Annotated in this window: 15 protein-coding genes and 1 pseudogene; 7 read left to right on the top strand and 9 right to left on the bottom strand. The window is 43.9% G+C overall.

Going from position 1 to position 21,873, the window contains the following annotated elements; translation table 11 throughout:
* Nucleotides 1-2 precede the first annotated feature (2 nt).
* Together hutU and IPJ86_01560 are read right to left on the bottom strand one after the other, a co-directional pair.
* Nucleotides 3-1,679, bottom strand: a complete 1,677-nt coding sequence (gene hutU / locus IPJ86_01565; GenBank protein ID MBK7886021.1) for a urocanate hydratase — start codon at nucleotides 1,677-1,679, stop codon at nucleotides 3-5.
* A 319-nt stretch (nucleotides 1,680-1,998) separates the two neighbouring features.
* The gene (locus IPJ86_01560; protein ID MBK7886020.1) at nucleotides 1,999-2,160 is read right to left on the bottom strand and encodes a hypothetical protein; all 162 of its coding nucleotides are present in this window, start codon (nucleotides 2,158-2,160) and stop codon (nucleotides 1,999-2,001) included.
* Nucleotides 2,161-2,287: 127 nt separating this feature from the next.
* On the opposite strand from IPJ86_01560, the gene IPJ86_01555 reads away from it, so the two are divergent.
* From IPJ86_01555 to IPJ86_01540, 4 genes are all read left to right on the top strand, one after another.
* Complete coding sequence (locus IPJ86_01555) at nucleotides 2,288-2,881, top strand: DUF3332 domain-containing protein (protein MBK7886019.1); 594 nt, start codon at nucleotides 2,288-2,290, stop codon at nucleotides 2,879-2,881.
* A 12-nt stretch (nucleotides 2,882-2,893) separates the two neighbouring features.
* The gene (locus IPJ86_01550; protein MBK7886018.1) at nucleotides 2,894-3,778 is read left to right on the top strand and encodes a pyridoxal-phosphate dependent enzyme; all 885 of its coding nucleotides are present in this window, start codon (nucleotides 2,894-2,896) and stop codon (nucleotides 3,776-3,778) included.
* Between the two features lie 79 nt (nucleotides 3,779-3,857).
* On the top strand, nucleotides 3,858-4,850 hold the full coding sequence (locus IPJ86_01545; protein MBK7886017.1) for a glucosaminidase domain-containing protein: 993 nt from the start codon (nucleotides 3,858-3,860) through the stop codon (nucleotides 4,848-4,850).
* Between the two features lie 323 nt (nucleotides 4,851-5,173).
* Nucleotides 5,174-8,548: a T9SS type A sorting domain-containing protein gene (locus IPJ86_01540; GenBank protein ID MBK7886016.1), complete on the top strand. Its 3,375-nt coding sequence runs from the start codon at nucleotides 5,174-5,176 to the stop codon at nucleotides 8,546-8,548.
* Nucleotides 8,549-8,582: 34 nt separating this feature from the next.
* On the opposite strand, the gene IPJ86_01535 is transcribed toward IPJ86_01540, so the two are convergent.
* The 5 genes from IPJ86_01535 to IPJ86_01515 all read right to left on the bottom strand — a co-directional run bounded on the left by IPJ86_01535 (nucleotide 8,583) and on the right by IPJ86_01515 (nucleotide 16,429).
* Complete coding sequence (locus tag IPJ86_01535; protein MBK7886015.1) at nucleotides 8,583-9,554, bottom strand: YitT family protein; 972 nt, start codon at nucleotides 9,552-9,554, stop codon at nucleotides 8,583-8,585.
* A gap of 214 nt (nucleotides 9,555-9,768) precedes the next feature.
* A complete protein-coding gene (locus tag IPJ86_01530; protein ID MBK7886014.1) occupies nucleotides 9,769-12,117 on the bottom strand; it encodes a gliding motility-associated C-terminal domain-containing protein in 2,349 nt (782 codons plus the stop codon).
* Between the two features lie 393 nt (nucleotides 12,118-12,510).
* Nucleotides 12,511-14,271 carry a choice-of-anchor L domain-containing protein gene (locus IPJ86_01525; protein MBK7886013.1) on the bottom strand — a complete coding sequence of 587 codons (1,761 nt, stop codon included), beginning with the start codon at nucleotides 14,269-14,271 and terminating at the stop codon, nucleotides 12,511-12,513.
* Between the two features lie 394 nt (nucleotides 14,272-14,665).
* A complete protein-coding gene (atpC, locus tag IPJ86_01520; protein MBK7886012.1) occupies nucleotides 14,666-14,905 on the bottom strand; it encodes an ATP synthase F1 subunit epsilon in 240 nt (79 codons plus the stop codon).
* Between the two features lie 21 nt (nucleotides 14,906-14,926).
* Nucleotides 14,927-16,429, bottom strand: coding sequence for a F0F1 ATP synthase subunit beta (locus IPJ86_01515; protein MBK7886011.1), 1,503 nt, complete (start codon nucleotides 16,427-16,429; stop codon nucleotides 14,927-14,929).
* Between the two features lie 137 nt (nucleotides 16,430-16,566).
* Here IPJ86_01515 and IPJ86_01510 point away from each other — a divergent pair, with 137 nt between their 5' ends.
* The 3 genes and pseudogenes from IPJ86_01510 to IPJ86_01500 all read left to right on the top strand — a co-directional run bounded on the left by IPJ86_01510 (nucleotide 16,567) and on the right by IPJ86_01500 (nucleotide 19,459).
* Nucleotides 16,567-17,502, top strand: a complete 936-nt coding sequence (locus IPJ86_01510) for a bifunctional riboflavin kinase/FAD synthetase (GenBank protein ID MBK7886010.1) — start codon at nucleotides 16,567-16,569, stop codon at nucleotides 17,500-17,502.
* A gap of 85 nt (nucleotides 17,503-17,587) precedes the next feature.
* Nucleotides 17,588-18,193: a leucine-rich repeat domain-containing protein gene (locus tag IPJ86_01505; GenBank protein ID MBK7886009.1), complete on the top strand. Its 606-nt coding sequence runs from the start codon at nucleotides 17,588-17,590 to the stop codon at nucleotides 18,191-18,193.
* Nucleotides 18,194-18,349: 156 nt separating this feature from the next.
* Nucleotides 18,350-19,459: pseudogene (locus IPJ86_01500) on the top strand (ABC transporter permease).
* A 751-nt stretch (nucleotides 19,460-20,210) separates the two neighbouring features.
* Here the strand turns inward: IPJ86_01500 and IPJ86_01495 are convergent.
* Nucleotides 20,211-20,681 carry a hypothetical protein gene (locus IPJ86_01495; protein ID MBK7886008.1) on the bottom strand — a complete coding sequence of 157 codons (471 nt, stop codon included), beginning with the start codon at nucleotides 20,679-20,681 and terminating at the stop codon, nucleotides 20,211-20,213.
* 183 nt (nucleotides 20,682-20,864) lie between these two features.
* Entirely contained in the window at nucleotides 20,865-21,782 is a 918-nt protein-coding gene (locus IPJ86_01490) for a flavin reductase family protein (GenBank protein MBK7886007.1), read from the bottom strand.
* Nucleotides 21,783-21,873 lie beyond the last annotated feature (91 nt).

Genomic DNA, 21,873 nt, shown 5'->3' with positions numbered 1-21,873 from the left:
CACTACTTCAATCGTTCCCGAATATCGAGGCGATGCTTGCGTGCGGTATCCGTAGCGATATCATAACCGGCATCCATATGTCGGATAACACCCATCGCGGGATCATTGTGCAATACTCTTTTCAGGCGTCGTGCTGCATCTTCCGTTCCGTCGGCAACGATGACCATTCCCGAATGAATGGAATAACCCATACCCACGCCACCGCCGTGATGCAGACTTACCCAGGAAGCTCCGCCGGCAGTATTGATCAATGCATTCAATATGGGCCAATCCGCTACGGCATCGGATCCGTCCAGCATCGCTTCTGTCTCACGGTTAGGGCTAGCCACCGATCCGGTATCGAGATGATCCCTGCCGATAACAATAGGTGCTTTTACTTTGCCGGTGCGTACCAGTTCATTGAAGAGTTGTCCGGCCTTTTCACGATCACCTTGTCCGATCCAGCAGATACGGGCAGGCAATCCCTGGAAGGCGATGCGCTCCTGTGCCATTTTTATCCAGCGATGTAAGCCGGTATCCTCCGGAAATAATTTTAGGATAGCCTCATCCGTTACTTTGATGTCTTCCGGATCCCCACTCAATGCCGCCCAGCGGAAAGGTCCTTTCCCCTCACAAAACAGCGGACGAATATAGGCGGGAACAAATTCCGGGAAATCGAATGCATTTTCTACCCCGCGTTCCAGTGCACGTCCACGGAGGTTATTGCCATAGTCGAAGGTGATGGCGCCTTTCTTTTGTAATTCCAGCATCAGCAACACATGCTCGGCCATCGAATCATAGGCCATTTCAATATAGCGGTCCGGATTTGTCTCCCGCAGTACATTGCCTTCTTCAACGGAAAGTCCTTCGGGCAAATAACCAACGAGCGGGTCGTGTGCGGATGTTTGGTCGGTAAGCACGTCCGGAATGATATTTCGCTCTTTCAACCGTTGCAAAAGTTTAATCGCCGTACAAATCACGCCAATAGATTTATTCTCGCCCTTAGCTTTAAACTCCAGCGCAAGGTCGATGGCTTTATCAATATCTTTTTCAATGAAGTCAAGGTAGCGCGTCTCTACACGCTTCTGCGCCCGCCATTCTTCCACCTCCGCAGCCAGACAAACGCCATCTGCCATGGTAATCGCGAGTGGTTGTGCTCCACCCATTCCGCCTAAGCCGGCCGTCACACAAAGTCGACCCTTTAATGACCCGCCAAAATGTTTATCCGCAACCGCATTGAAGGTTTCGTAGGTGCCCTGAACAATACCTTGTGAGCCGATATAAATCCATGAGCCGGCAGTCATCTGACCGTACATCATCAATCCCTTTTTCTCGAGTTCATCAAACACTTCCCAGGTAGCCCATTTCGGTACCAGCTGTGAATTGCTGATGATCACTCTCGGCGCATCTTTATGGGTGGGAAGGATGGCGACGGGTTTCCCGCTTTGAACGAGCAGGGTTTCGTCATCGTTCAGGTCCTTCAGTGCTTTTACAATCAGGTGAAAGGCTTCTACATTACGCGCTGCTTTTCCACGACCACCATAAACGATCAGGTCTTCGGGACGCTCCGCCACATCCGGATCCAGATTGTTGTGCAACATGCGTAAAGCGGCCTCCTGCACCCATCCTTTGCAGGAGAGTGAAGTACCTGTAGGCGTTTTCGTTTTCGAGAGATCGAGTTTCTGTGCTGTATCCTGCATATCCGGTTATTATTTATCCTGCAAATTTAATAGAAAGAAAGCGATTTTACTGCCTTTACTACCGTTGAATTTACCCGATATACTATTAATCCAAATTAAGAACCGAAAGGATATTGGTCATGAATGAAACTATCATTTTCACCACGTAGGCACAGAGTTCACTTAGGGGCACTGAGAAATAGATTAGGATTTATCGTAAAAAAAGTATTTAAACATGTCCTACTATTTAAGAAGCCCGCAGCCGGTAGCCCGCAGCCGGAAGCCAAATTACTTTAGAAAGAAAACTAGTATGCTAAAATTATTTCCAGAGACAAAACAATTATTTTACTTTTTTTCGTTCAGGTTTTACTTTATACGGACAATGGCGGCATCCGCTTTGGCAGCAATAGCCGCGTTTTAAATGATATTTTTCTGTAAAAACAATATACCCTTCCGCTGTCAGGTAATAATCTTCTTTGTCGAATTTATCGGTGAATGCCATTTTTGCTGAATCAAACCTATTGATAATTATTGCAGGAAACTGTTGAAATCTTGTGGATGATTAACAACGATGAGTTGAAATCCTGTAACCGGATTCTATTAGTTTTGTAGGCATAACGTTATGTCATATGAAAAAGTTTAGCCGTTTATTGATATTAAGCATCTCTTTGGTGGGAATGTTGTTGCAATCCGGTTGCTATGGATCCTTCAAGCTGATAGGAAAAGTGTATGAGTGGAACGGTTCCATAGAGGATAAGTTCGTGCGCTCTATTGTGTTTTGGGCACTTTGTATCATTCCCGTGTATGCGATAGCAGGTTTCGTGGATGCCGTGATTCTGAATGTCATTGAATTCTGGTCGGGCTCCAATCCGGTTTCTATGAAGGAGGGGGAATACGAGCAGCAAGTGGTGCAGTATCGGGGCAAGACCTACCGGATGGAAGCTACCATGAATAAGTTTACAGTGACAGAAGTGAGTGGCAGGAAAGCGAAGAAGCCGGTGGAACTTGTTTTTAAACCTTCGGATTTATCCTGGAACCTGGTGCAGGATCAGCAGTTGGTGGCCATCTCCCGCCTCGAATGTACTTCTGAGGGTAAAGTCGGCTTGCGTGTTTTTTCTCCAACCGGAAAATCTACCCTCTTGCCTTATACGGAGCAAACCGAATGGGCTGCGTTTACCGATCATTTCAATGGCGAATCAGTCCGCATCGCTCAGCACCGGTAGATTTTTCTGCTGATGCATTCACTTTTTATGTTGCCTGCCGTCATTCCCATTGACGAAGTGCATCTCGAAACAAGGAGGGGGAGCAGAAGGATTTCTGTCTTGAGACTGGATACGATTCATCCACTGACGGGAGGAAATAAATGGTTTAAACTGAAAGAGAATCTGAAGCATTTTTATTCCGGGAATTATAGCGCTATTTTAAGTTTTGGCGGTGCTTTTTCCAATCATATTGCCGCATTAGCCGATGCCGGTCATCAGTTGGGCATTCCGGTCATTGGCATTATTCGGGGGGAAGAAAGCGCTGCGCAGAATCCTACGCTGAGCAGGGCACGTGCCGCCGGGATGAAATTGGTCTTCGTTTCGAGAGATTCGTATAGGCGTTACCGTTATCCAACTGAATGGAGTGCCTTGTACGAAGAATTCGGAGATGTGCTCATTGTTCCGGAAGGAGGTTCCAATGAAGCCGGTGTGGAAGGCTGCAAATCCATCGCCGGATGTATTCCGGAAAAGTTTACCGATATCGCCCTCGCTGTGGGTACCGGTGCCACACTTACCGGTCTCGCGCTGGGGTTGATGGGCAGAAGCAAAGTGATAGGGTTAAAGGTGCTGGAGGCTAAACAGGAGCATTTTATTTTTAGTTATCCCGGAATCTCAGAACTGCCTGACGGCTCCCTTTATCTGGAAAACCGCTTTACGATGGGGGGATATGCGGTCGTCCATCCTGATATAGAACAGTTTGTAAATCAGTGGAATAAGCGTCATGCGATACCCATTGAGCCGATCTATACCGGAAGATTATTTTATGGAATTAAAGCCCTGTTTGAGGAGAGTTTTTTTTCAGAGAAGAGTGAAGTGCTCGTGATTCATACCGGCGGCAGACAATATTTAGATCATTAACAGCGCTTTGTTAATAGTGGAAGTGGGGATGTAGATAATCGGGTAGAAGTGTCCTTACTTTTGCAGAGTGAGAAAACCTATGCTGACCAGAATTCTGATTTTATGTCTGATCGGGACCATGTCCCTGAATGCACAACCCAATGTACGTCGTGATTCCGGAAGAATAACACCGGAGATGTATATTGATATGTTTAAGGAGGCCGCCATCACCGATATGAAGAAGACGGGCGTTCCGGCAAGCATCACTCTGGCGCAGGGAATGTATGAATCCGATTATGGAAATAGTCCGCTGGCGACCAATGCCAACAATCATTTCGGAATAAAATGCCATAAAGAGTGGGAGGGACCTACCTATCATAAAGACGATGATGCGCCCAATGAGTGTTTCCGGAAATATGAATCTGTTTTACATTCCTACGATGATCATTCTGACTTTTTACGTAGCCGCGATCGTTATAGCGCATTATTCACACTAGAGATCACCGACTACAAAGGCTGGTCACATGGATTGAAGAAAGCAGGTTATGCTACAAATCCCGGTTATGCCTCGAAGCTGATCGGCTTAATCGAAAAATATCGGCTGCACGAATACGATGTACAAGGGGATAAAATGCCGGTTGCCAACACGGGAGTGAAGGATCCGTCGGAGATAGAAAACGTTAGAACTTCAGATGCAAAGGTAACTTCACCGGCTGAAAATAAAGCAGAAGCGCTATCGACAGAAAATACGGTGAATGGCATTCCGGTTGTTTATGCCCGCAAAGGTGATACCTGGACCAAGCTCGCCCGCGAGAATAATATCGAGCTGTGGCAGGTGCTGGAATTCAACGATGCAGCCAAGAACGACATCCTCAGAGAAAATGAAATGGTTTTTATAAAAGCGAAGAAAAATAAAGCCGAACAGCTTACTCATATTTGTGAAGAAGGCGAAACCATGCGCGACATTGCGCAACAGTACGGTGTTAAATTATCGAAGTTGTACCGGATGAATGAGATGAACTTTGGTGACCAACCGGAGCCCGGAACAAAGGTGTATCTTAAGAGAGCGATGCTTTTTGGAGTGGTGCTGTAGACTGAATTCGTGGCTTTTTCTCCATTCCGAATACAACTGCTTTACCCAATATTTTTTAAATAAAATCATTTCGTAATTCCTACATTTTGGTAATCCCGTAACGTTAGTTAGCATTTTTATAAAATACTGATATACAGAATCATATAAATTATTTTTCCACATCAAATTATTTCTCTTGCTTTGCATCACTATTCTTTTTAATATTGAAACGATCCTTGTCAAACAGGGATTAACCCTGTGAAAACAGCCTCTTACCAAGTATCGGAAACAAACTGATCCCGGTAAGTATATTTTAGCCTATAACTTATTGAGAGTAACTCCCATTGAAGAAGAATATATTCTTTAGCCTGATGGTATTGTTGTTGCTGAACCTGAATTTTTCTTCAGCGGCCACTTATTATACCCGTGTCACCGGTAACTGGAACGCGCTCACCACCTGGTCAACGGTAGGGTGTGGCGGTGTTATGGCGGCTTCTTTTCCGGCAGCAGGAGATAATATCATCGTTTGTGTCGGAACCACGGTCACTGTGAATATTAATACAACGATCGCGAATGTGACCATCAACAGCGGCGGCACTTTGCAGAACGGTGGCGGATCAACCACAAACAGATCATTAACGGTGACAGGAACATTGAATGTAGCCAATGGAGGTACTTTAATTCAGAACAGTACAGTCGTAGCTTCAAGTTCATTGTTTGCCGGGACTGAGATTTTTGGTATAAGCAGTACCGTTACCATCAGTAACTGGTCATCTATTGCAGTTCCGCTGATCAATGGTGTCGGTACAAATTTTGGTCACCTGAATCTGAACTGGAATCCCGGAGTAAACTGGTGGAATAATCAGGGACTGGGTACCACCAGAACCATTAATGGCTACCTGACAGTCGGTACAAATTGTCAGACATTTCTCGATAGCTCTTCGTCAAACATCAGTATCACCATTGGAAGCAATTTAACGGTCAATGGAAAATTGCAGGTGAAAAAATCCATGCCCGGGACTGCAACACTCTTAGTGAATGGAAATGGAAGTATCGGTGCAGCAGGAATTTTCACAGGTATATTTAATGGCACTAATCATTTCACATTTTCAATTAATAATTTGACTACAACAGCAGGTGGGACATTTAACGGTATTATGGATGGCATCGGAAATGCAAATATTACGATTAATGGTGTCTTTACTTCTGCCGGAAATTTCTATGGAATTAATGCGCCACTGCTCCTCAACAACGGTGTCCCCACTATTAACATCAATTCATTGTCCTACACACGCGGAACTTTTATGGCCAGTTACGCGCATAACGTAAATGGAACCGCTGTGGTCAATATCCTGGGGAATGCCACTGTAGCATTTACGGTTGCCACAGATAATATAAAGTTGCTGGGTCTCTCGGCCATTAGTGGAAATAATGTGACTACCAAATTAAATTTTTCGGTAGGTGGTAACCTCAGTATCTCCGGCTTATCAACATGTGTTTTTAATTCTTCCGAAGCTTTTGGTGATGAGACGATAACCATCGGAGGAACGTTTACAGTTACTGCTGCCAAGGCTATGTTTAACGGCGGTTTAAACGAAGGTAGCGGGCATAAAGTCACTGCCGTAATGGGTGGATTTACGATCAGCGGTGGAACAGTATGGTTCAGCGAAAACACATCTGATTCCACGAATATTACTGTGAACGGAAATCTGCTTTTATCCGGCGGAACACTTATTTTAAAAGCTGCAGGCGGACATGCCAGCCTGGTTATTAATGGCAGTTTCACACAAAACCTTGTAGGTAGCCTCTACTACATGCACGGTCCCGATCAGTGGGGTACCGCTTCTCCTTCAAATAATTTTGTGGATATGCATGTCAACGGCAGCTTTACACAATCGGGTGGAATCATTCATTTTGATATTACAGACTCTCCTTCTGAACAAAGAATTTACATCAACGGTCCATCGTATACTATTTCCAATTCTGCCTCTATGTATCGGGCGGGTAGTGGTACCGGCAGCACGTTTGCAAAAATTATTTTTGAATATCCGGGCACCATCACTTATTTCAGAAATCTCGCTCATAATATCCAGCAATGCAAACAAACGATTAGAACCGGATGTACAGTGAATGTGACTTCCGGTCCTTTCCAGATGAGTTCGCATAATACCGCCATACAGGATATGTTGAAGATTGAAGCCGGGGGTATTTTATCCATCGGTACACATCAACTGACATCAGATACTTTATTTACCTATTCCGGTTTAACAGTTGCAGATAATGCAAGGTTCAGACTGGCACGAACAACAGGTCTCTATGATGGAACGTCCAATGCGGCGATCAGCAATGCAGGAAACATGAATTTTTTTCTCGGAGCAAATAGTATCGTCGAGTACAATACATCTACCTACGCGAGAATAACGGGTATCAATGTGGGAATAGCTACCTTGCCGCAGCATAAATACGGGATTCTGGAAATCAATCATGTGGGCCCCGCAGGAACCTGGGTAGCACCCACCTATCTACCTACATTTACAACGGCGGTGTATATACGCACCCGCCTGATCATGACAGCCGGTGAATTCAATCTCTCTGATGCGTCAGGTAACCCGGTTAACGGTGGTCGCTATGTGCATATTGAAAATCCTTCGCCGACCGCCATGCAGCGTACCGGAGGTTTCATACGTAGTGAAGCATTGGATCATTCCGCGCGAATCGTATGGACCATTAATTCAACCACCGGAACCTATTTACTTCCCTGGGGTTATTCGTCTACTCAGTACATTCCTTTAACGTATCAGATGACGGGTGGAAATGCGGGAATTGTATCTTTCTCTACCTATCGTACTCCTGCTAATAATCTCCCATGGCCTCCGGGTGTTAACAATTTAACCAGTCATATAGGTCTGACTCCGGATAACCGCACGGCTACTGTTGATCGTTTCTGGCGCATGGCAAATACCGGCTCCAATCCGGTGTTGAACCTGACGTTTAATTATATTTCAACGGAATTACCCGGCATCCCTTATAATTCAGCGGGATTAATCAGAGCACATGCTTATAATTCACCCACCAATACCTGGATGGCTGCCTTACCCGGGCAAAATGCTCTTGCTTATCAGGTGTCAGTTCCTGCCGCAGGTGGTCAAACCCATTGGGCGCTTGCAAGTCTGAATGCGGCTCTTCCTGTTGCGTGGTTGTTTTTTGACGGTAAAAAATCCGGTACTAATGTACGCCTCGAATGGGCAACAGCCGAAGAAAAGGATAACAGCCATTTTGTAGTGGAGCGTACGCGTGACTTTGTCGAGGTGCAACAATTGGGTAGTGTAACCGGTGTAGGTACTTCCTCCTCTACTTCTTCCTATAATTTTATTGATGAAAATCCATTTGCAGGTGAAAATTATTACCGGCTCAGACAGGTAGACATCAATGGTGCCGAGGAACTAACAGGGTGGATAGCCGTTAATTTTAATGATAAGCTGAAGAATGTCGTAAGTCTATGGCCAAATCCGGTGAAAGATCAGGTCTATTTTACCGGTTTAGAAGAGGATATGCAGGGGGTGATTTATGACTTTACCGGTAAACAGATATGGCAGGGTGTGCTTTCTGTTGATGGATCAACTCTATCTATCCAAAATTTATCTCCCGGAATTTATACCCTCGTTTTAACAGATGCTATGAAAGATCAGCAAACGCTGCGATTTGTAAGAGCAAAATAAGTCAGGTATTCTTCATGTAAAATCTTTTACATCTTTAATGGGAGAGTGGTCTCTTTTTAACCATGCCACCCTTCGTATCCTTAATGCTGTTCATGATCACAAAAGCATTGGGATCAATGATGGTGATTTCTGCATTCAGTTTACTGATTTCAAGACGAGTGATGACTGTATAAATGATATCCATGTCTTCCCGGTGTCCATGACTACCAAAACCACGTTTCCCTTTGTAAATCGTTACCCCCCGTCCCATTTTCTGAATGATCATTTTCCGGATTTCCTCGCTATGGGGACTTATGATGGTCAAACCGGTATATTCTTCAATACCTTCAATAATGAAATCCACACTTTTGGAAGCTGATAAATAAGTGATCATGGAATACATCGCGGTTTCTACAGATAGGAGGTAAGCAGCAACAGAGAAAATGACGATGTTCAAAAGGGTGATGATATCTCCGACTGTAGTGCCTAATTTTTTACTGAGATACAGGGCGAGCACTTCTGTACCATCGATAACAGCACCTCCTCTAACGGAGAGGCCTATCCCCGCACCAAGAAAAAAGCCGCCGAACACAGCGACCAGAATTTTCTCATTCGTAATGTCGGGAAAACTCACTGTTGCCATTACCAGTGATAAACATGCAATTGCACCTGCTGTTTTAAATGCGAACTGTGTTCCGATTATTTTATAGCCCAATACAATAAATGGCAGATTGATGACAACGATGGTTATGGCCAGATTCCATTTGCTGATCCCGGTGATCAACAGCGCGATTCCGGTAGCACCTCCATCAATGAAATGATTAGGCAATAGAAAACTCTTTAGCGCAAAAGCTGCGGAAAATACTCCTGCCAAAATTAAAAGTATATCTTTAATCCATGTGGTCGAGAGAACTTTTAAAACACGGATTTTTTTGGCAACCTGATAAGAGCTGATTTCGCTATTATCCGGTGAGCCGCTACTCTTTTTAATATGTTGTGTAATAAACCTTGTCAGGAATTGATTCATAGCATGGTTTTGTTGCAATATAGCATTAGTTGTTGAACTTTAGTGGTATCCTCTTCTGATTTGGGAGGATGCCTTAGTTTATTACAAAAATAAATTAAAATGGCAGTTGACTATTTATTACAAAATACATATATATTAACACTTCATCCGTTAAGAGAAAATTCCGCATTATGAAGAATTGTTCTCTTAAAAAAAGGAAAAATCACTTGTTAAATTATCGTATCAGACTAAAAGTACCCGCATATTCATAGTACTTGCCTTTGATACTTGTGATTTTGATGAGATAGGTATAGAGTCCTTCCGGTGCTAAGCTGCCGTCACGATTTTCTCCATCCCAGGGACGGAAGAATGAATCCGTTGAATAAATTAATTGTCCCCAGCGATTGAATACAAGCATGTCGTATGAACTTACATTCATAACCGGTGTTCCGTCAAAGAAGACATCATTCTTCCCGTCGTTGTTTGGAGTAAAGGCATTCGGAACGAAGAAGGGAACTACTTCCAGATTGGTTTCATATTCGTCAAGGCAATTGACACCGTTAAAGGCAATGAGTTTTATTTTCAAAGTGCCCACCTGATCAAAAGTATGGTTTGGATTTTCTTCTTCGGAAGATTGTCCGTCGCCAAAACTCCATTTGTATCTGACAGAATTCACAGATTTATTGCTGAACGATACTTCAGAATTAAACACACTCACAATTCTTGCTGATTGACTGAATTCAGCTTCTGGAAATGGAGGGACAGTCACTTCAACCTGCTTTGAGTCATTGTCAATACAACCGAATGGGCTGGTTACTTTCAAAGTAGTATTGTATTCTCCAACAGTGGCATATACATGCGATGGCGATCTTTCTGTGGATGTTCCTCCATCGCCGAATGTCCAGGCATACAGGGAGGTGGGCTCACAAACAGAAGTATTGTTAAACTTAACTCTTATTTCTTCGCAGGTTATATTTTGCAAGGGTTCATATTCCGCCTGAGGTTGTGGATGCTCATTTAATGTGACACCCAAACTCTTTGTACAACCATTGGAAGTGGTAACTGTAACGGTATAAATTCCTCCATCTGACACAATGATAAATGGATCTGTACTTCCGTTCGACCAAACATACTGACCTTGTCCTGCGATAGTTTCTATACGTGTACTTTCACCTGAACAAATATCAAGGTCTCCGCTCAGCTGTACAATGGGCAAGAGATGAACGCTTAAATCAATGATGGTTGATCCGGTGCATCCGTATTGATCGGTTACTGTTACAGCGTAATTTCCCGATGTGTTTACAGTTTGAACAGCAGTGGTACCACCGTTTGACCATTGATATTGAACATATCCGCCTCCTGCATTCAGCACCGCTGTTTGATCCTCACATATATCGGTGGGGCCGGTAATAACAGGTGTGGGATGCTGATGAACAGTAACAGTTGCGCTGGTCGAATTGATGCAACCATTGTTATCGGTCACTGTAACGGTAATGTTTCCGGTGGCGGAGAGCGTAATCGACGTGCCCGTACTTCCATCTGACCATAAATAAGAAGCAAAATTGCCCGGTTGTAAGGTAGTGGACTCTCCATCGCAGATGTCAGTATTGGCAGCAAGCAGGGGAGAAGGCAGAGGGTTTTCAGTTACAAATTGTGATGCAGTGTTTGTGCAGCCATTGATGTCCGTAACGGTTAAAGTATATGTTCCTCCGGCGCTGATGGTGTTTTGCGGACCTGCAACACCGTTAGACCATTGATAATTGCTGAAGGTGCCACTTGCATTTAATGTTACATTGTTGCCCGTACAGAAAGCCGTTAGTCCTGTAATCGCTGCAACCGGTAAGGGATTTACTGTTAAATTCTGTGATGATGTTCCGGTGCAGCCATTGGCATCGGTCACTGTTACCGTATAAAGTCCGGAAAGGGTGGGTTGAATTTGAGCAGATATAGCACCATTCGACCAGGTGTAAGACACTGCACCGGCAAAGGTAGCATCCAACAATCCACTCACACCCTGACAAACTGTAAAGTTTCCTGAAATAACAGGTGCCGGATTATTGTTTACGGTTACTTGTTGAGAGATGGAAGCAGGACACCCGTTATTATCGGTGACTGTCAGCGTATAAATGCCGTTTGTTGTCGGTTGAATAGAGGACGCACTTGAACCGTTCGACCATAAATAATTCAGTCCTGCAGGTCCGGCCTGAAGATTAGCCGCTGCACCCTGGCAAATAGCAGTTACTCCGGTAATCTGAGGCACAGGTAATACCCATTGATTAATCGTGAAATTGCTGGTTCCTGAACATCCATTGGCAGCGGTCACCGTTACTGTATAATTTCCGCCTGCAGTCACATTGAGTTGCTGTGTATTGCCACCGGTTGACCATAGATAATTGCTATAGCCACTACCTGCATCGATCGTAGCATTATTACCGGTACAAAATCCGGAAGGTCCTGTAATCGTTGCCGCAGTGAACGGTAGGGAAGTGAAATTAACATTCGTTGTCCCGGTACATCCGTTGAGGTCGGTAACCGTAACGGTATAGGTACCGGATGTTGAAACAGTAATACTTGAAGTGGACACACCGGTTGACCAGTTATAGGAGGCATAGCCGTTTCCTGCATTTAACGACGAAGAAGTTCCGTCACACGCAGTCAGATTTCCGCTGATAGCAGGAGTAGGATTATTATTTACACTAACGTTTTGTGAAATACTTCCGGTACATCCATTCGCGTCCGTTACAGTAACTGTAAATATCCCTGCAGTTGCAGGCTGAATTGAATTTGAGGTAGACCCATTCGACCAAATATAATTTAAGCCGGACGGAGATGCGGTGAGATTTGCATTTGCACCCTGACATATTGCCGTAATTCCACCGATGGAGGGAGCAGGAAGATTAAATACGGTAATCAGTTGACTGGTGTTCCCGGTACATCCGTTTGCATCGGTTACTGTTACCGTATAGGTGCCGGCATTCTATACAGTGACAGTGTTAGAAGAGGAGCCCGTCGACCATAGATAGGAAGAATAAGTGGCGCCCGTAGAGATGACAGAATTAGCGCCCTGACAGAAATCAAAATCACCATTAATAGTGGGCGTCGGATTGGGTGTTACAGCCAGATTAAAGGTATTCGTAGCTGTGCAACCGTTAGCATCCGTTACAATGACAGAATAAGCGCCTGCTGTTCCGGTAGAGATGGTAGACGAAGTTTGACCTCCGGACCAGGCATATTGAGAGAATGGATTATTAGTAGAAAGGGTAGTAGTAGCATTTTGACAGATCGATGCCACACCGGTAATGCTAACGGTAGGATTTGCATTGACAGTAATTGTGACAGAGCTGGTAGAAGGGCAAAAACCGGCTGCAGTGGGAGTAGCGGTATAGTTGCCCGCAGTACTCACCACAATGCTTTGTGTTGTTGCGCCTGTTGACCATAGTACATCAACGGATGATGCAGTGAGAGTCACATTACTTCCCTGACAAAATGTGGTAGGTCCGGAAGGAGAAATGCTGAGTGTAAGTCCTGATAAATGATTTACGGTAATGGTATCCGTTATGTCAGAACAATTGCCACCGAAGGAAACGGTGCAATGGAAAGTACCCGGATTGTAAACGGTAATGCTTTGCGTGGTTGCTCCGGTTGACCAGAGGTAACTGAAACCCGTTGTTGCAGTCAGAACAACACTGTCGCCGGGACAAAAATCAGTTGGTCCGCTTGCGGATAAAATGGCTGCCGGATTTGTAAACTGAACATAAATCAAAGCAGAGAATGCAAAACATAATGGAGGATTGGCAATAGAAGTATAGTAAACACCCGGTTGTGTTACCCAAATGGAAGTGGTAGTGTCGCCGGTTGACCATAGTGGTGCGCGGCAGGAATATACACCGAGTTGTATGGAATCTCCCGGACAAATGTAGAGTGTGTCAGCTACCTGAGTATATTGACCACCGGTAGTCAGCACTGGAATTTCTCCCACGGATTGAAAGGAGTTTCCTTCAAGAAATACACCCGAGTCAAAGGCACCGTCACAAAAATCTTCAACCGCTAATTTGATATGATACGTTTCACAGGGACAAACCTGAGTTGCTGCGGTCAGCACGGTAGTCATCCCGTCATATTGCACACTGTTGCCACCGGTATTATCTGTAAAATATCCACAATTAGTGCAAGGACCCGATGGAGATGTTCCACCTGCGGCCCATCCGTTATTTACATTGTTGATGGTGATGGGTGTGTTAGTACCCGGTATGAGTGCTATATTTTTTTTACCTGTAATTCCCGGACCATTAATAAAAAAACCAAAGACATCATTACACGTGGTACCCACATAATCATGATATTCTTCAGATGCCCACACATATCGGAACCGAACGGAATCAGTAGCCACAGTAAAATCAAACTGAAGTATAGCTGCATCCTGTGGATTGGAGCCACCCGGATTAAGTGCGTTAAGATCTATATCCGAACCTGCACCTGTAGCAGAACCGGAACCTGTTGCATTATTGGGTCCTATAGCGTTACTAACGGCACCGGAGGTGAGAAGTATACCATTGCTGATTCCGACATTGCATGCTCCGACACAGTTAAAACTACCACGGGCTGTAGCCCCTCCGGAGTAGGTGATATTTGATGCAGAAACACCCGGTCCAAGAAGAATATTGGTAACCAATTGAGCAGGAGTGGGCGTGGAATTTACTGTTAACTGAGCGTTCACCGGAAAAAATGCGAAGAGCATTGCGAAGAAGATTAGGGTACGAAATAGTAGATTTTGCCTCATTCCTAAGAGATTAATTATCAAATATAAGTATAATCGTGTAGAAAAAAACGACATCCTATACCTTATTTTATCATTAGACGTTTTCCGGTGATAAATAGTTGCTAATGATGGGTGAAAAAAGTGAAAGTTTTGTCTGTGAAATCCTCTCCTTGAAATACAATCCGGATTCATCCAATTCCGACACGCAAAATTGATTCGTATAAGTATTTAATGTATTTACAGTCAATGTTATATAGCTAGTGAATACGAGGAGCCCGGAATTTTTTGTCAGTAATTTGTTGACTGAAAATTCTTCAAAACAAAAAAGCCGATACAAATGCGTACCGGCTTTTTCAAGTAGTGTTTTATAAATCTATGCGGCTTCTACCAGAATAACCACTTTATTATCAAGCATTTCAACAACCCCTCCTTTCACTTCAAAGCTTTCTTCACCGGTTGCCGTTTTTATCTTGACCGTACCATTAATCAAAGTAGAGATAATGGCGGCGTGATTCTCCAGCATCTGAAAGCGACCTTGCGCCCCCGGTACCAAAATAGAGCTGACTTCACCTTCAAATACTTTCTTTTCCGGAGTGATAATTTCTAGATGCATATTAAATGTATTAAAGAATAATTATTTTGATTCAGCCAACAGTTTCTTTCCTTTTTCAATAGCATCTTCAATATTTCCTACCAGGTTAAATGCACCTTCAGGGTATTGGTCCACTTCACCATTGAGGATCATTTTAAATCCTTTGATGGTTTCTTCAATACGAACAAGTACACCTTTTAATCCGGTGAATTGCTCTGCTACGTGGAACGGCTGAGAGAGGAAACGCTGTACACGACGTGCACGATGTACCACCAGTTTATCTTCATCACTCAACTCATCCATACCCAAGATGGCAATGATATCCTGAAGTTCTTTATAACGCTGCAAAATTTCTTTAACAGCCTGAGCGGTATTGTAATGTTCTTCACCCACAACAGCAGGGGATAGAATTCTTGATGTAGAATCCAAAGGATCCACCGCAGGATAAATACCTAACTCAGCAATTTTACGACTCAATACCGTTGTAGCATCAAGGTGACTGAAGGTGGTTGCAGGAGCAGGATCTGTCAAGTCATCAGCCGGTACATACACCGCTTGTACGGAAGTGATAGATCCACGTTTTGTTGAGGTAATACGCTCTTGCATCAATCCCATCTCTGTAGCCAGGGTAGGCTGGTAACCCACCGCAGAAGGCATACGTCCTAAAAGAGCGGATACTTCTGATCCCGCCTGTGTGAAACGGAAGATATTGTCAATAAAGAAGAGGATATCGCGACCGCCGGATTTCTCATCTCCATCACGGAAATATTCAGCAACTGTAAGACCTGAAAGGGCTACCCGCGCACGTGCACCCGGAGGCTCATTCATTTGTCCGAAAACGAGGGTGGCCTGACTCTGTGCAAGATCTTTCATGTTCACCTTACTCAAGTCCCAGTCACCATTTTCCATACTATGTTTAAACTCATCACCGTATTTGATTACGCCTGATTCGATCATCTCACGCAACAGGTCATTCCCCTCACGTGTACGCTCTCCCACACCGGCAAATACCGAAAGTCCGGCATATCCTTTTGCAATATTGTTGATCAATTCCATGATCAATACGGTTTTTCCTACACCGGCACCTCCAAACAGACCGATCTTACCGCCCTTGGAATAAGGCTCCAGTAAGTCGATTACTTTGATTCCGGTAAAAAGTACTTCCGCTTCTGTAGAAAGATCTTCGAAGCGGGGAGCATCACGGTGAATGGGTAATCCCTTTGAATTATCTACCATTCCGATACCGTCAATAGCTTCACCAACTACATTGAATAGGCGTCCTTTAATCGCCTCACCTGTAGGCATTTTAATAGCAGCACCGGTGGCAATCACCTCCATTCCGCGAACAAGTCCGTCGGTGGAATCCATCGCAATCGCACGTACCGTATCTTCACCAACGTGCTGTTGACATTCTAAAATAATTTTCTGACCGTTGGGACGATTAATCTCAAGCGCTTCCAGGATATTCGGTAATTCTGTACCTTCACCTTCGAAGCTTACGTCGATTACCGGACCAATTACCTGAACAATTTTACCTTTATTCATGAGTGGGGAATTTGATTTTGAGGGTGCAAAAATAGATAAAAATCTGATCGCTATGAAGTATATTCTATTTTTGCTCCGATGAAAGTTTATCAACATATTGGCAGAATTTGTTGATACCGAACCCTGTTCATACCCCCATGCAGATTTACCGACATATCGACGAATTCATTAAGCCTCAATATCCTATCGTTACCGTTGGGACCTTTGACGGCCTTCATATTGGCCATAAAATGTTGCTAAAGAGGCTGGCGGCCTTAGCCGGGGAGAAGAAAGGGGAGGTGGTCCTGTTGACTTTCCATCCGCATCCCCGAAAAGTGCTTTTTCAGGATGCAAATGGCCTGGAAATGTTGAGTTCCTTAGAAGAAAAGATAGAACTAATGGAGCAATATGGCGTGGATCATCTTGTTATACAACCATTTACTACTGAGTTTTCCAAAATGGAGTACGATGAATTTGTGCATAATATTCTTGTTGATAAACTCGGTGTCAAAACTTTGGTGATTGGTTATGACCATCAATTCGGGCATCAGCGCAAAGGCAGCATGAAAGCATTGGAAAAGATGGCGCCGGCTCTAGGTTTTAAAGTGGAAGAAATCCCGGAGCAGGATATCGATGCCATTGCAGTCAGCTCTACCCGCATCCGTAAGGCTTTAAAAAATGGAGAGGTAGAAGTGGCAGCACAGTTGCTGGGCTATCATTATTGCATTTCCGGTAGAGTGGTAGAGGGGAAGCAGATAGGTCGTACGCTGGGCTTTCCAACCGCCAATATTCAATGTGATGATCCGGATAAACTCATCCCCGCAAATGGCATTTATGCTGTTAAAGTAGAGGTGGAGCAGCGGCTTTATACAGGGGCATTAAGCATAGGCAATCGTCCAACCTTTGATAATGGAGCGCGAACCATAGAAGTGCATATTCTGGGATTTGATGATGATATTTATGGAAAAAAAATTCGCATCTATTTTCATCATTATTTGAGACCGGAGTTGAAATTTCATTCGGCGGAAGATTTGGTCGCACAAATGCAGAAAGATGTAGAACAATGTCAGGTGCTGCTCAGAAATGAGTTTTAATGCAAAGTTATTTACATCGGAGTATTAAATAATAATTGAATCGGAGCGTTAATGCTTTACGAGTGCTTATTACCTTCGCCATCAGATGAACAAATATATCTTGCTCTTTTTATTTTTTATCGCGCCAAATTTTGTTGCAGATAGTTACGGACAGGAAGTCCTGGACTCTGCATCCCTTTCTCTACAACGGTCGTTTCGAAATTTGGGTGATGCTTTACTACAACCCGACTCGGTATTCAAAATGGACCTCAGTCGTCAAAAAAGGAAGGTGGTTCCCGAGGAAGTACGCAAGTTCCGCAATTTGCAAGTGCTAAAATTATCCAGAAATAACCTAAGGGAAATCCCGGAATGGATCGGTGAACTGAAAAACTTGCAGGTGCTCGATTTGGGGTATAACAAACTCAAAGCCCTTCCTCCCGGTATTGGTAACTGCAAACAACTGGTGTTTCTTGGTCTGAACCGAAATCTCATCGAAACACTTCCGAAAGAAATTGGTCAACTGGAACTTTTGGAAGTGTTAGAGATGTGGGACAATGAAGTACAGTATTTACCGGAGGAAATTAAAATGCTGCATAATTTAAAAGTGTTTGAGTTACGAGGTATTCTTTTTTCCCAACAGGAACAGGATCAGATCCGGCAACTTTTACCCGATACCGACGTGTTGTTTTCGCCCAGTTGTAATTGTAAATAAACCTGCCTGACGTGGGGGAATATTTTATTCTAAAAAAACCAAGCGCGGTAATGTCCGAAATGAAGAAGCTGCTCACCTAATGAAATCGATTTGGAGTTATCTTTGGCCGGAAGAAAAAAATTGAAAGAAGAAGAAATTTTATCCCCGGGTCGGCTTGCCTGGCTGCGACTGAAAAGGAATCGCAGTGCCATGTTTGGTTTGTATACTATTATTATTGCTGTGTTTTTGGCGCTCTTTTGCTTTTTTCTGGTGCCGGATGCAAGTCCGGACAGTAATAGAATGAGTCTTCCGGTAAGCCTGCAACGACCGGGTTCGCGCATCGCTTTTTTAAAGATTCCTAACCATCGTGAAAAAGAAAATAGTGTCCTTCATTCCTTGTTTTTTGGTTCCTCAGATCAATTTACATTCATCCCTTTGTATAGCTGGAAAGCAGAGCGGGATAAATTAAAAATAGTAGAATACAGCGGTGATCCTGCGTTACCCGGAGATACTGGTGAAGTGAAACTTAATGAGCTGTTTCAGGTTGTCCATTCAGAAGGAATGGCGGAAACTGACATAGCGAAAAAAGTGAGTGAAGAGTTTATCATTCATAAAACATACCTCTTAGGTACGGATCGTTTTGGTCGTGATTTATTCAGTCGCTTAATTGTTGCAACACGGGTTTCATTGTCGGTCGGATTAATTGCTGTTGTAATTTCACTCCTGATTGGTGTTACACTCGGCGCTTTGGCGGGGTATTTTCGTGGATGGGTAGATAAATTAATACTTTGGTTCATTAATGTGATTTGGTCTATTCCTACCTTATTATTGGTAGTTGCGATTACCATGGCATTGGGAAAAGGATTTATTCAGGTCTTCATAGCTGTCGGCCTTACCATGTGGGTGGAGGTGGCCCGTCTCGTTCGCGGACAATTTTTTTCATTGCGGGAGCAGCAATATGTGGAAGCCGGTAAGGCCTTAGGCTACCGTGATGGACGAATCATGTTGCGCCATATACTTCCCAATATCATTGGACCTGTTATCGTGATTGCCGCTTCTAATTTTGCTTCAGCCATATTGTTAGAAGCAGGTCTGAGTTTTTTAGGGATGGGAGCACAACCTCCTACGCCTAGTTGGGGCATGATGATCAAGGAGAATTATTCGTACATTGTAGTAGATGCAGCCTGGCTCGCCATCTTTCCCGGACTGGCAATTGCTTTAATGGTATTATCATTTACCTTACTCGGCAATGGTCTTCGCGATGCTTTTGATACCCGAACAGGGTAGGAGGGGGTGAAGTTTAAAGTTTACCATGAAGCGTATCGCTTTTCGCGATTCTGCTTCATGGTTTTCACTCGCTCTGCGAACGCAGGTCTTGTGATGACGAGACACTCGCCACGTGTCCACGGGCCTCGTGATATACGAGATGATGCCTTCTGCCCGATAGCTATCGGGATTGTGCTGAAGGGAAAGGTTAGGGGGAAGGTTAATTGGTTCGTCCCTCTATCGATCTTGGTAGATTCATTGCATCGAAAATGAAAGGGGGGGGATGGAGAAAATGATCCATTCGGTGGCCCTGTGATTTCAGGACTATGCCAGCCCCAAACTTTTGGTCGATCAATATTGGTATGGCGAGTAATCGCATTCAATATAGGTAGGTTAGAATTTTCTATTTAAGAATAAATATTCATGCTTTTAGCAATCCTCAATATTCAACCCCGTTGGGGTTGTGGGGGGTGTCGTATAACCCCGGATTGCATCCGGGGTCAGTAGTATTGAACCCTTTCAGGGTTCAGAAATATCAAATCGATTTACTCCTCTCATTGGTGATATAGCTCCTTTAATGGTGCGGGATCGGCACACCGCGCCTCTCCCAAAGAGAAATATTCTCTGGCTGGTCAGATTCATCACAATGACGACGAGAAGTAATAAGACAAACCAGGTGAGTAATGACGAAAGTTCCTCCCGGTAATAAAGAGATAAAAATAAAAAAGCCACTCCTTGCGGAATGGCTTTTTGTACTAACTATTTTAAAGAATTAAGACAGGTGCTTATTTACAAGCTTAGTCATTTCAAACATTGAAACCTGACTTTTTCCACCGAATACCGCTTTCAATTTATCGTCAGCGTTGATCATACGACGGTTTTTCTTGTCCTGAAGGCTGTTCTTTTTAATGTAACCCCAGATTTTTTTAACTACTTCAGTGCGAGGTACAGCACCATTGCCAATCACAGCTGCAAGAGCTGAACTTGGCGTCATCGCCTTCATGAAGGCAGCATTTGGTGTACGTTTAACTTTCGCTTTCGCAGCTTTCTTAGGAGCAGCTTTTTTAGGAGCAGCTTTCTTAGCGGCTTTCTTAGGAGCAGCTTTTTTAGGAGCAGCTTTCTTAGTTGCTTTCTTAGGAGCAGCTTTCTTAGTTGCTTTCTTTGGAGCAGCTTTCTTAGTTGCTTTTTTTGGTGCGGCCTTTTTGGCGGCCTTCTTAGCAGGTTTTGCTTTTTTAGTTGCCATTGTTTTTATTGTTAATGATGTTGAGTGGTGCTAATTTATCTCAGCAATCGTTTACAGAGGGGGCTCCCTCTGTAATTTTATTAACAAGGCATCCTGCTGATATTGTTAATTACAGAGGGGGCTCAGAGGGAGAAAAAAGGGCGCGTTTTTTTTGATTTTTTTCAGAGATAAAAATTAGATTTCTCAGAGGAGAAACTGATTGTTTTTATGATGAGAGAGTAAGAGCAGCCATGCTTCACTCACATTGCCTTTTTCCAGCAGGTGATGCGCAGCCAGGTGTACTGCTATTGTTAAATTCTCTGCATCGTCACTCAATGTATCGAGGAGTTTTTTGACATCTTCCTGCTTGGCGAACGCTATTATTTCATCGTTTAGCGGGAGCTTTTCTACGTTTCCAAGTAGTCCAAGATCGTTTCCGGTGAGTATTTTACTGAAGCGGATGGGTTCAGGAATGCTGTCAACACCTATCCCAAGACTCGTTAAAGGCTTTGGAACCTCGAATAATCCTTTGGAGGCTCTGGAGTACCAATCACCGCCAAGTCGTGCCACCTGGTCCATTTTAAAAGGATTGATCTGACCTTTATCATTTATTACTTCCTCATTAATATGCATCATAACTATTTCGCAGATGACAAGATTGCCCGCACCACCACGCACTCCTGTTTGTATGATTTGCTTAACCTTACATTCGAGCTGCGCCGGGGATTCTTTCACTCTTGGTGGTTTTACGAGAATGGAATCCTGCATGGTGAATCCGGCCTTTTCAAATTCATTTATATTCTTTGCGTATTCAGTACTGGCCAGCGACATTTGCTGCACCATGGCATAGCTGACGATGTTGATTACGACCTCATCTACCTGCCTTACATTTTCTAAGGTATGTTTGGTGGTGCCGTCTCTTCCCCTCAAAGCCGGACTGAAAATTAACAGCGGGGGGTTAGACCCGAAAGAATTGAAAAAACTAAACGGACTCAGGTTAATCGCTCCGGCCCGGTCCATACTGCTTACAAATGCAATAGGCCTTGGCGCAATCGCTCCCAACATATAAGCATGCAGTTCCTGTGGCTGTATTTCTTTCGGATTTATGCTTTTGAAGTTCATATTTTGTTAATTAATTGATTTCAGGCTGCTAAATTCAGAAACTATCCTGTACCCGCGCTACCGAATTGCCAAAAAGATTGCTATTTTTGCC

It is taken from the genome of Bacteroidota bacterium (assembly GCA_016713925.1).
Taxonomy (GTDB): Bacteria; Bacteroidota; Bacteroidia; order AKYH767-A; family OLB10; genus JAJTFW01.
The sequence above is the reverse complement of the archived record's forward strand: the minus strand, read 5'-3'. Positions and strand labels throughout refer to the sequence as shown.

Coding starts and splice junctions, on each gene's coding strand:
- hutU (MBK7886021.1), bottom strand. CDS start 1,679: ATGCAGGATACAGCACAGAAACTCGATCTCTCGAAAACGAAAACGCCT.
- IPJ86_01560 (MBK7886020.1), bottom strand. CDS start 2,160: ATGGCATTCACCGATAAATTCGACAAAGAAGATTATTACCTGACAGCG.
- IPJ86_01555 (MBK7886019.1), top strand. CDS start 2,288: ATGAAAAAGTTTAGCCGTTTATTGATATTAAGCATCTCTTTGGTGGGA.
- IPJ86_01550 (MBK7886018.1), top strand. CDS start 2,894: ATGCATTCACTTTTTATGTTGCCTGCCGTCATTCCCATTGACGAAGTG.
- IPJ86_01545 (MBK7886017.1), top strand. CDS start 3,858: ATGCTGACCAGAATTCTGATTTTATGTCTGATCGGGACCATGTCCCTG.
- IPJ86_01535 (MBK7886015.1), bottom strand. CDS start 9,554: ATGAATCAATTCCTGACAAGGTTTATTACACAACATATTAAAAAGAGT.
- IPJ86_01525 (MBK7886013.1), bottom strand. CDS start 14,271: ATGCTCTTCGCATTTTTTCCGGTGAACGCTCAGTTAACAGTAAATTCC.
- atpC (MBK7886012.1), bottom strand. CDS start 14,905: ATGCATCTAGAAATTATCACTCCGGAAAAGAAAGTATTTGAAGGTGAA.
- IPJ86_01515 (MBK7886011.1), bottom strand. CDS start 16,429: ATGAATAAAGGTAAAATTGTTCAGGTAATTGGTCCGGTAATCGACGTA.
- IPJ86_01510 (MBK7886010.1), top strand. CDS start 16,567: ATGCAGATTTACCGACATATCGACGAATTCATTAAGCCTCAATATCCT.
- IPJ86_01505 (MBK7886009.1), top strand. CDS start 17,588: ATGAACAAATATATCTTGCTCTTTTTATTTTTTATCGCGCCAAATTTT.
- IPJ86_01495 (MBK7886008.1), bottom strand. CDS start 20,681: ATGGCAACTAAAAAAGCAAAACCTGCTAAGAAGGCCGCCAAAAAGGCC.
- IPJ86_01490 (MBK7886007.1), bottom strand. CDS start 21,782: ATGAACTTCAAAAGCATAAATCCGAAAGAAATACAGCCACAGGAACTG.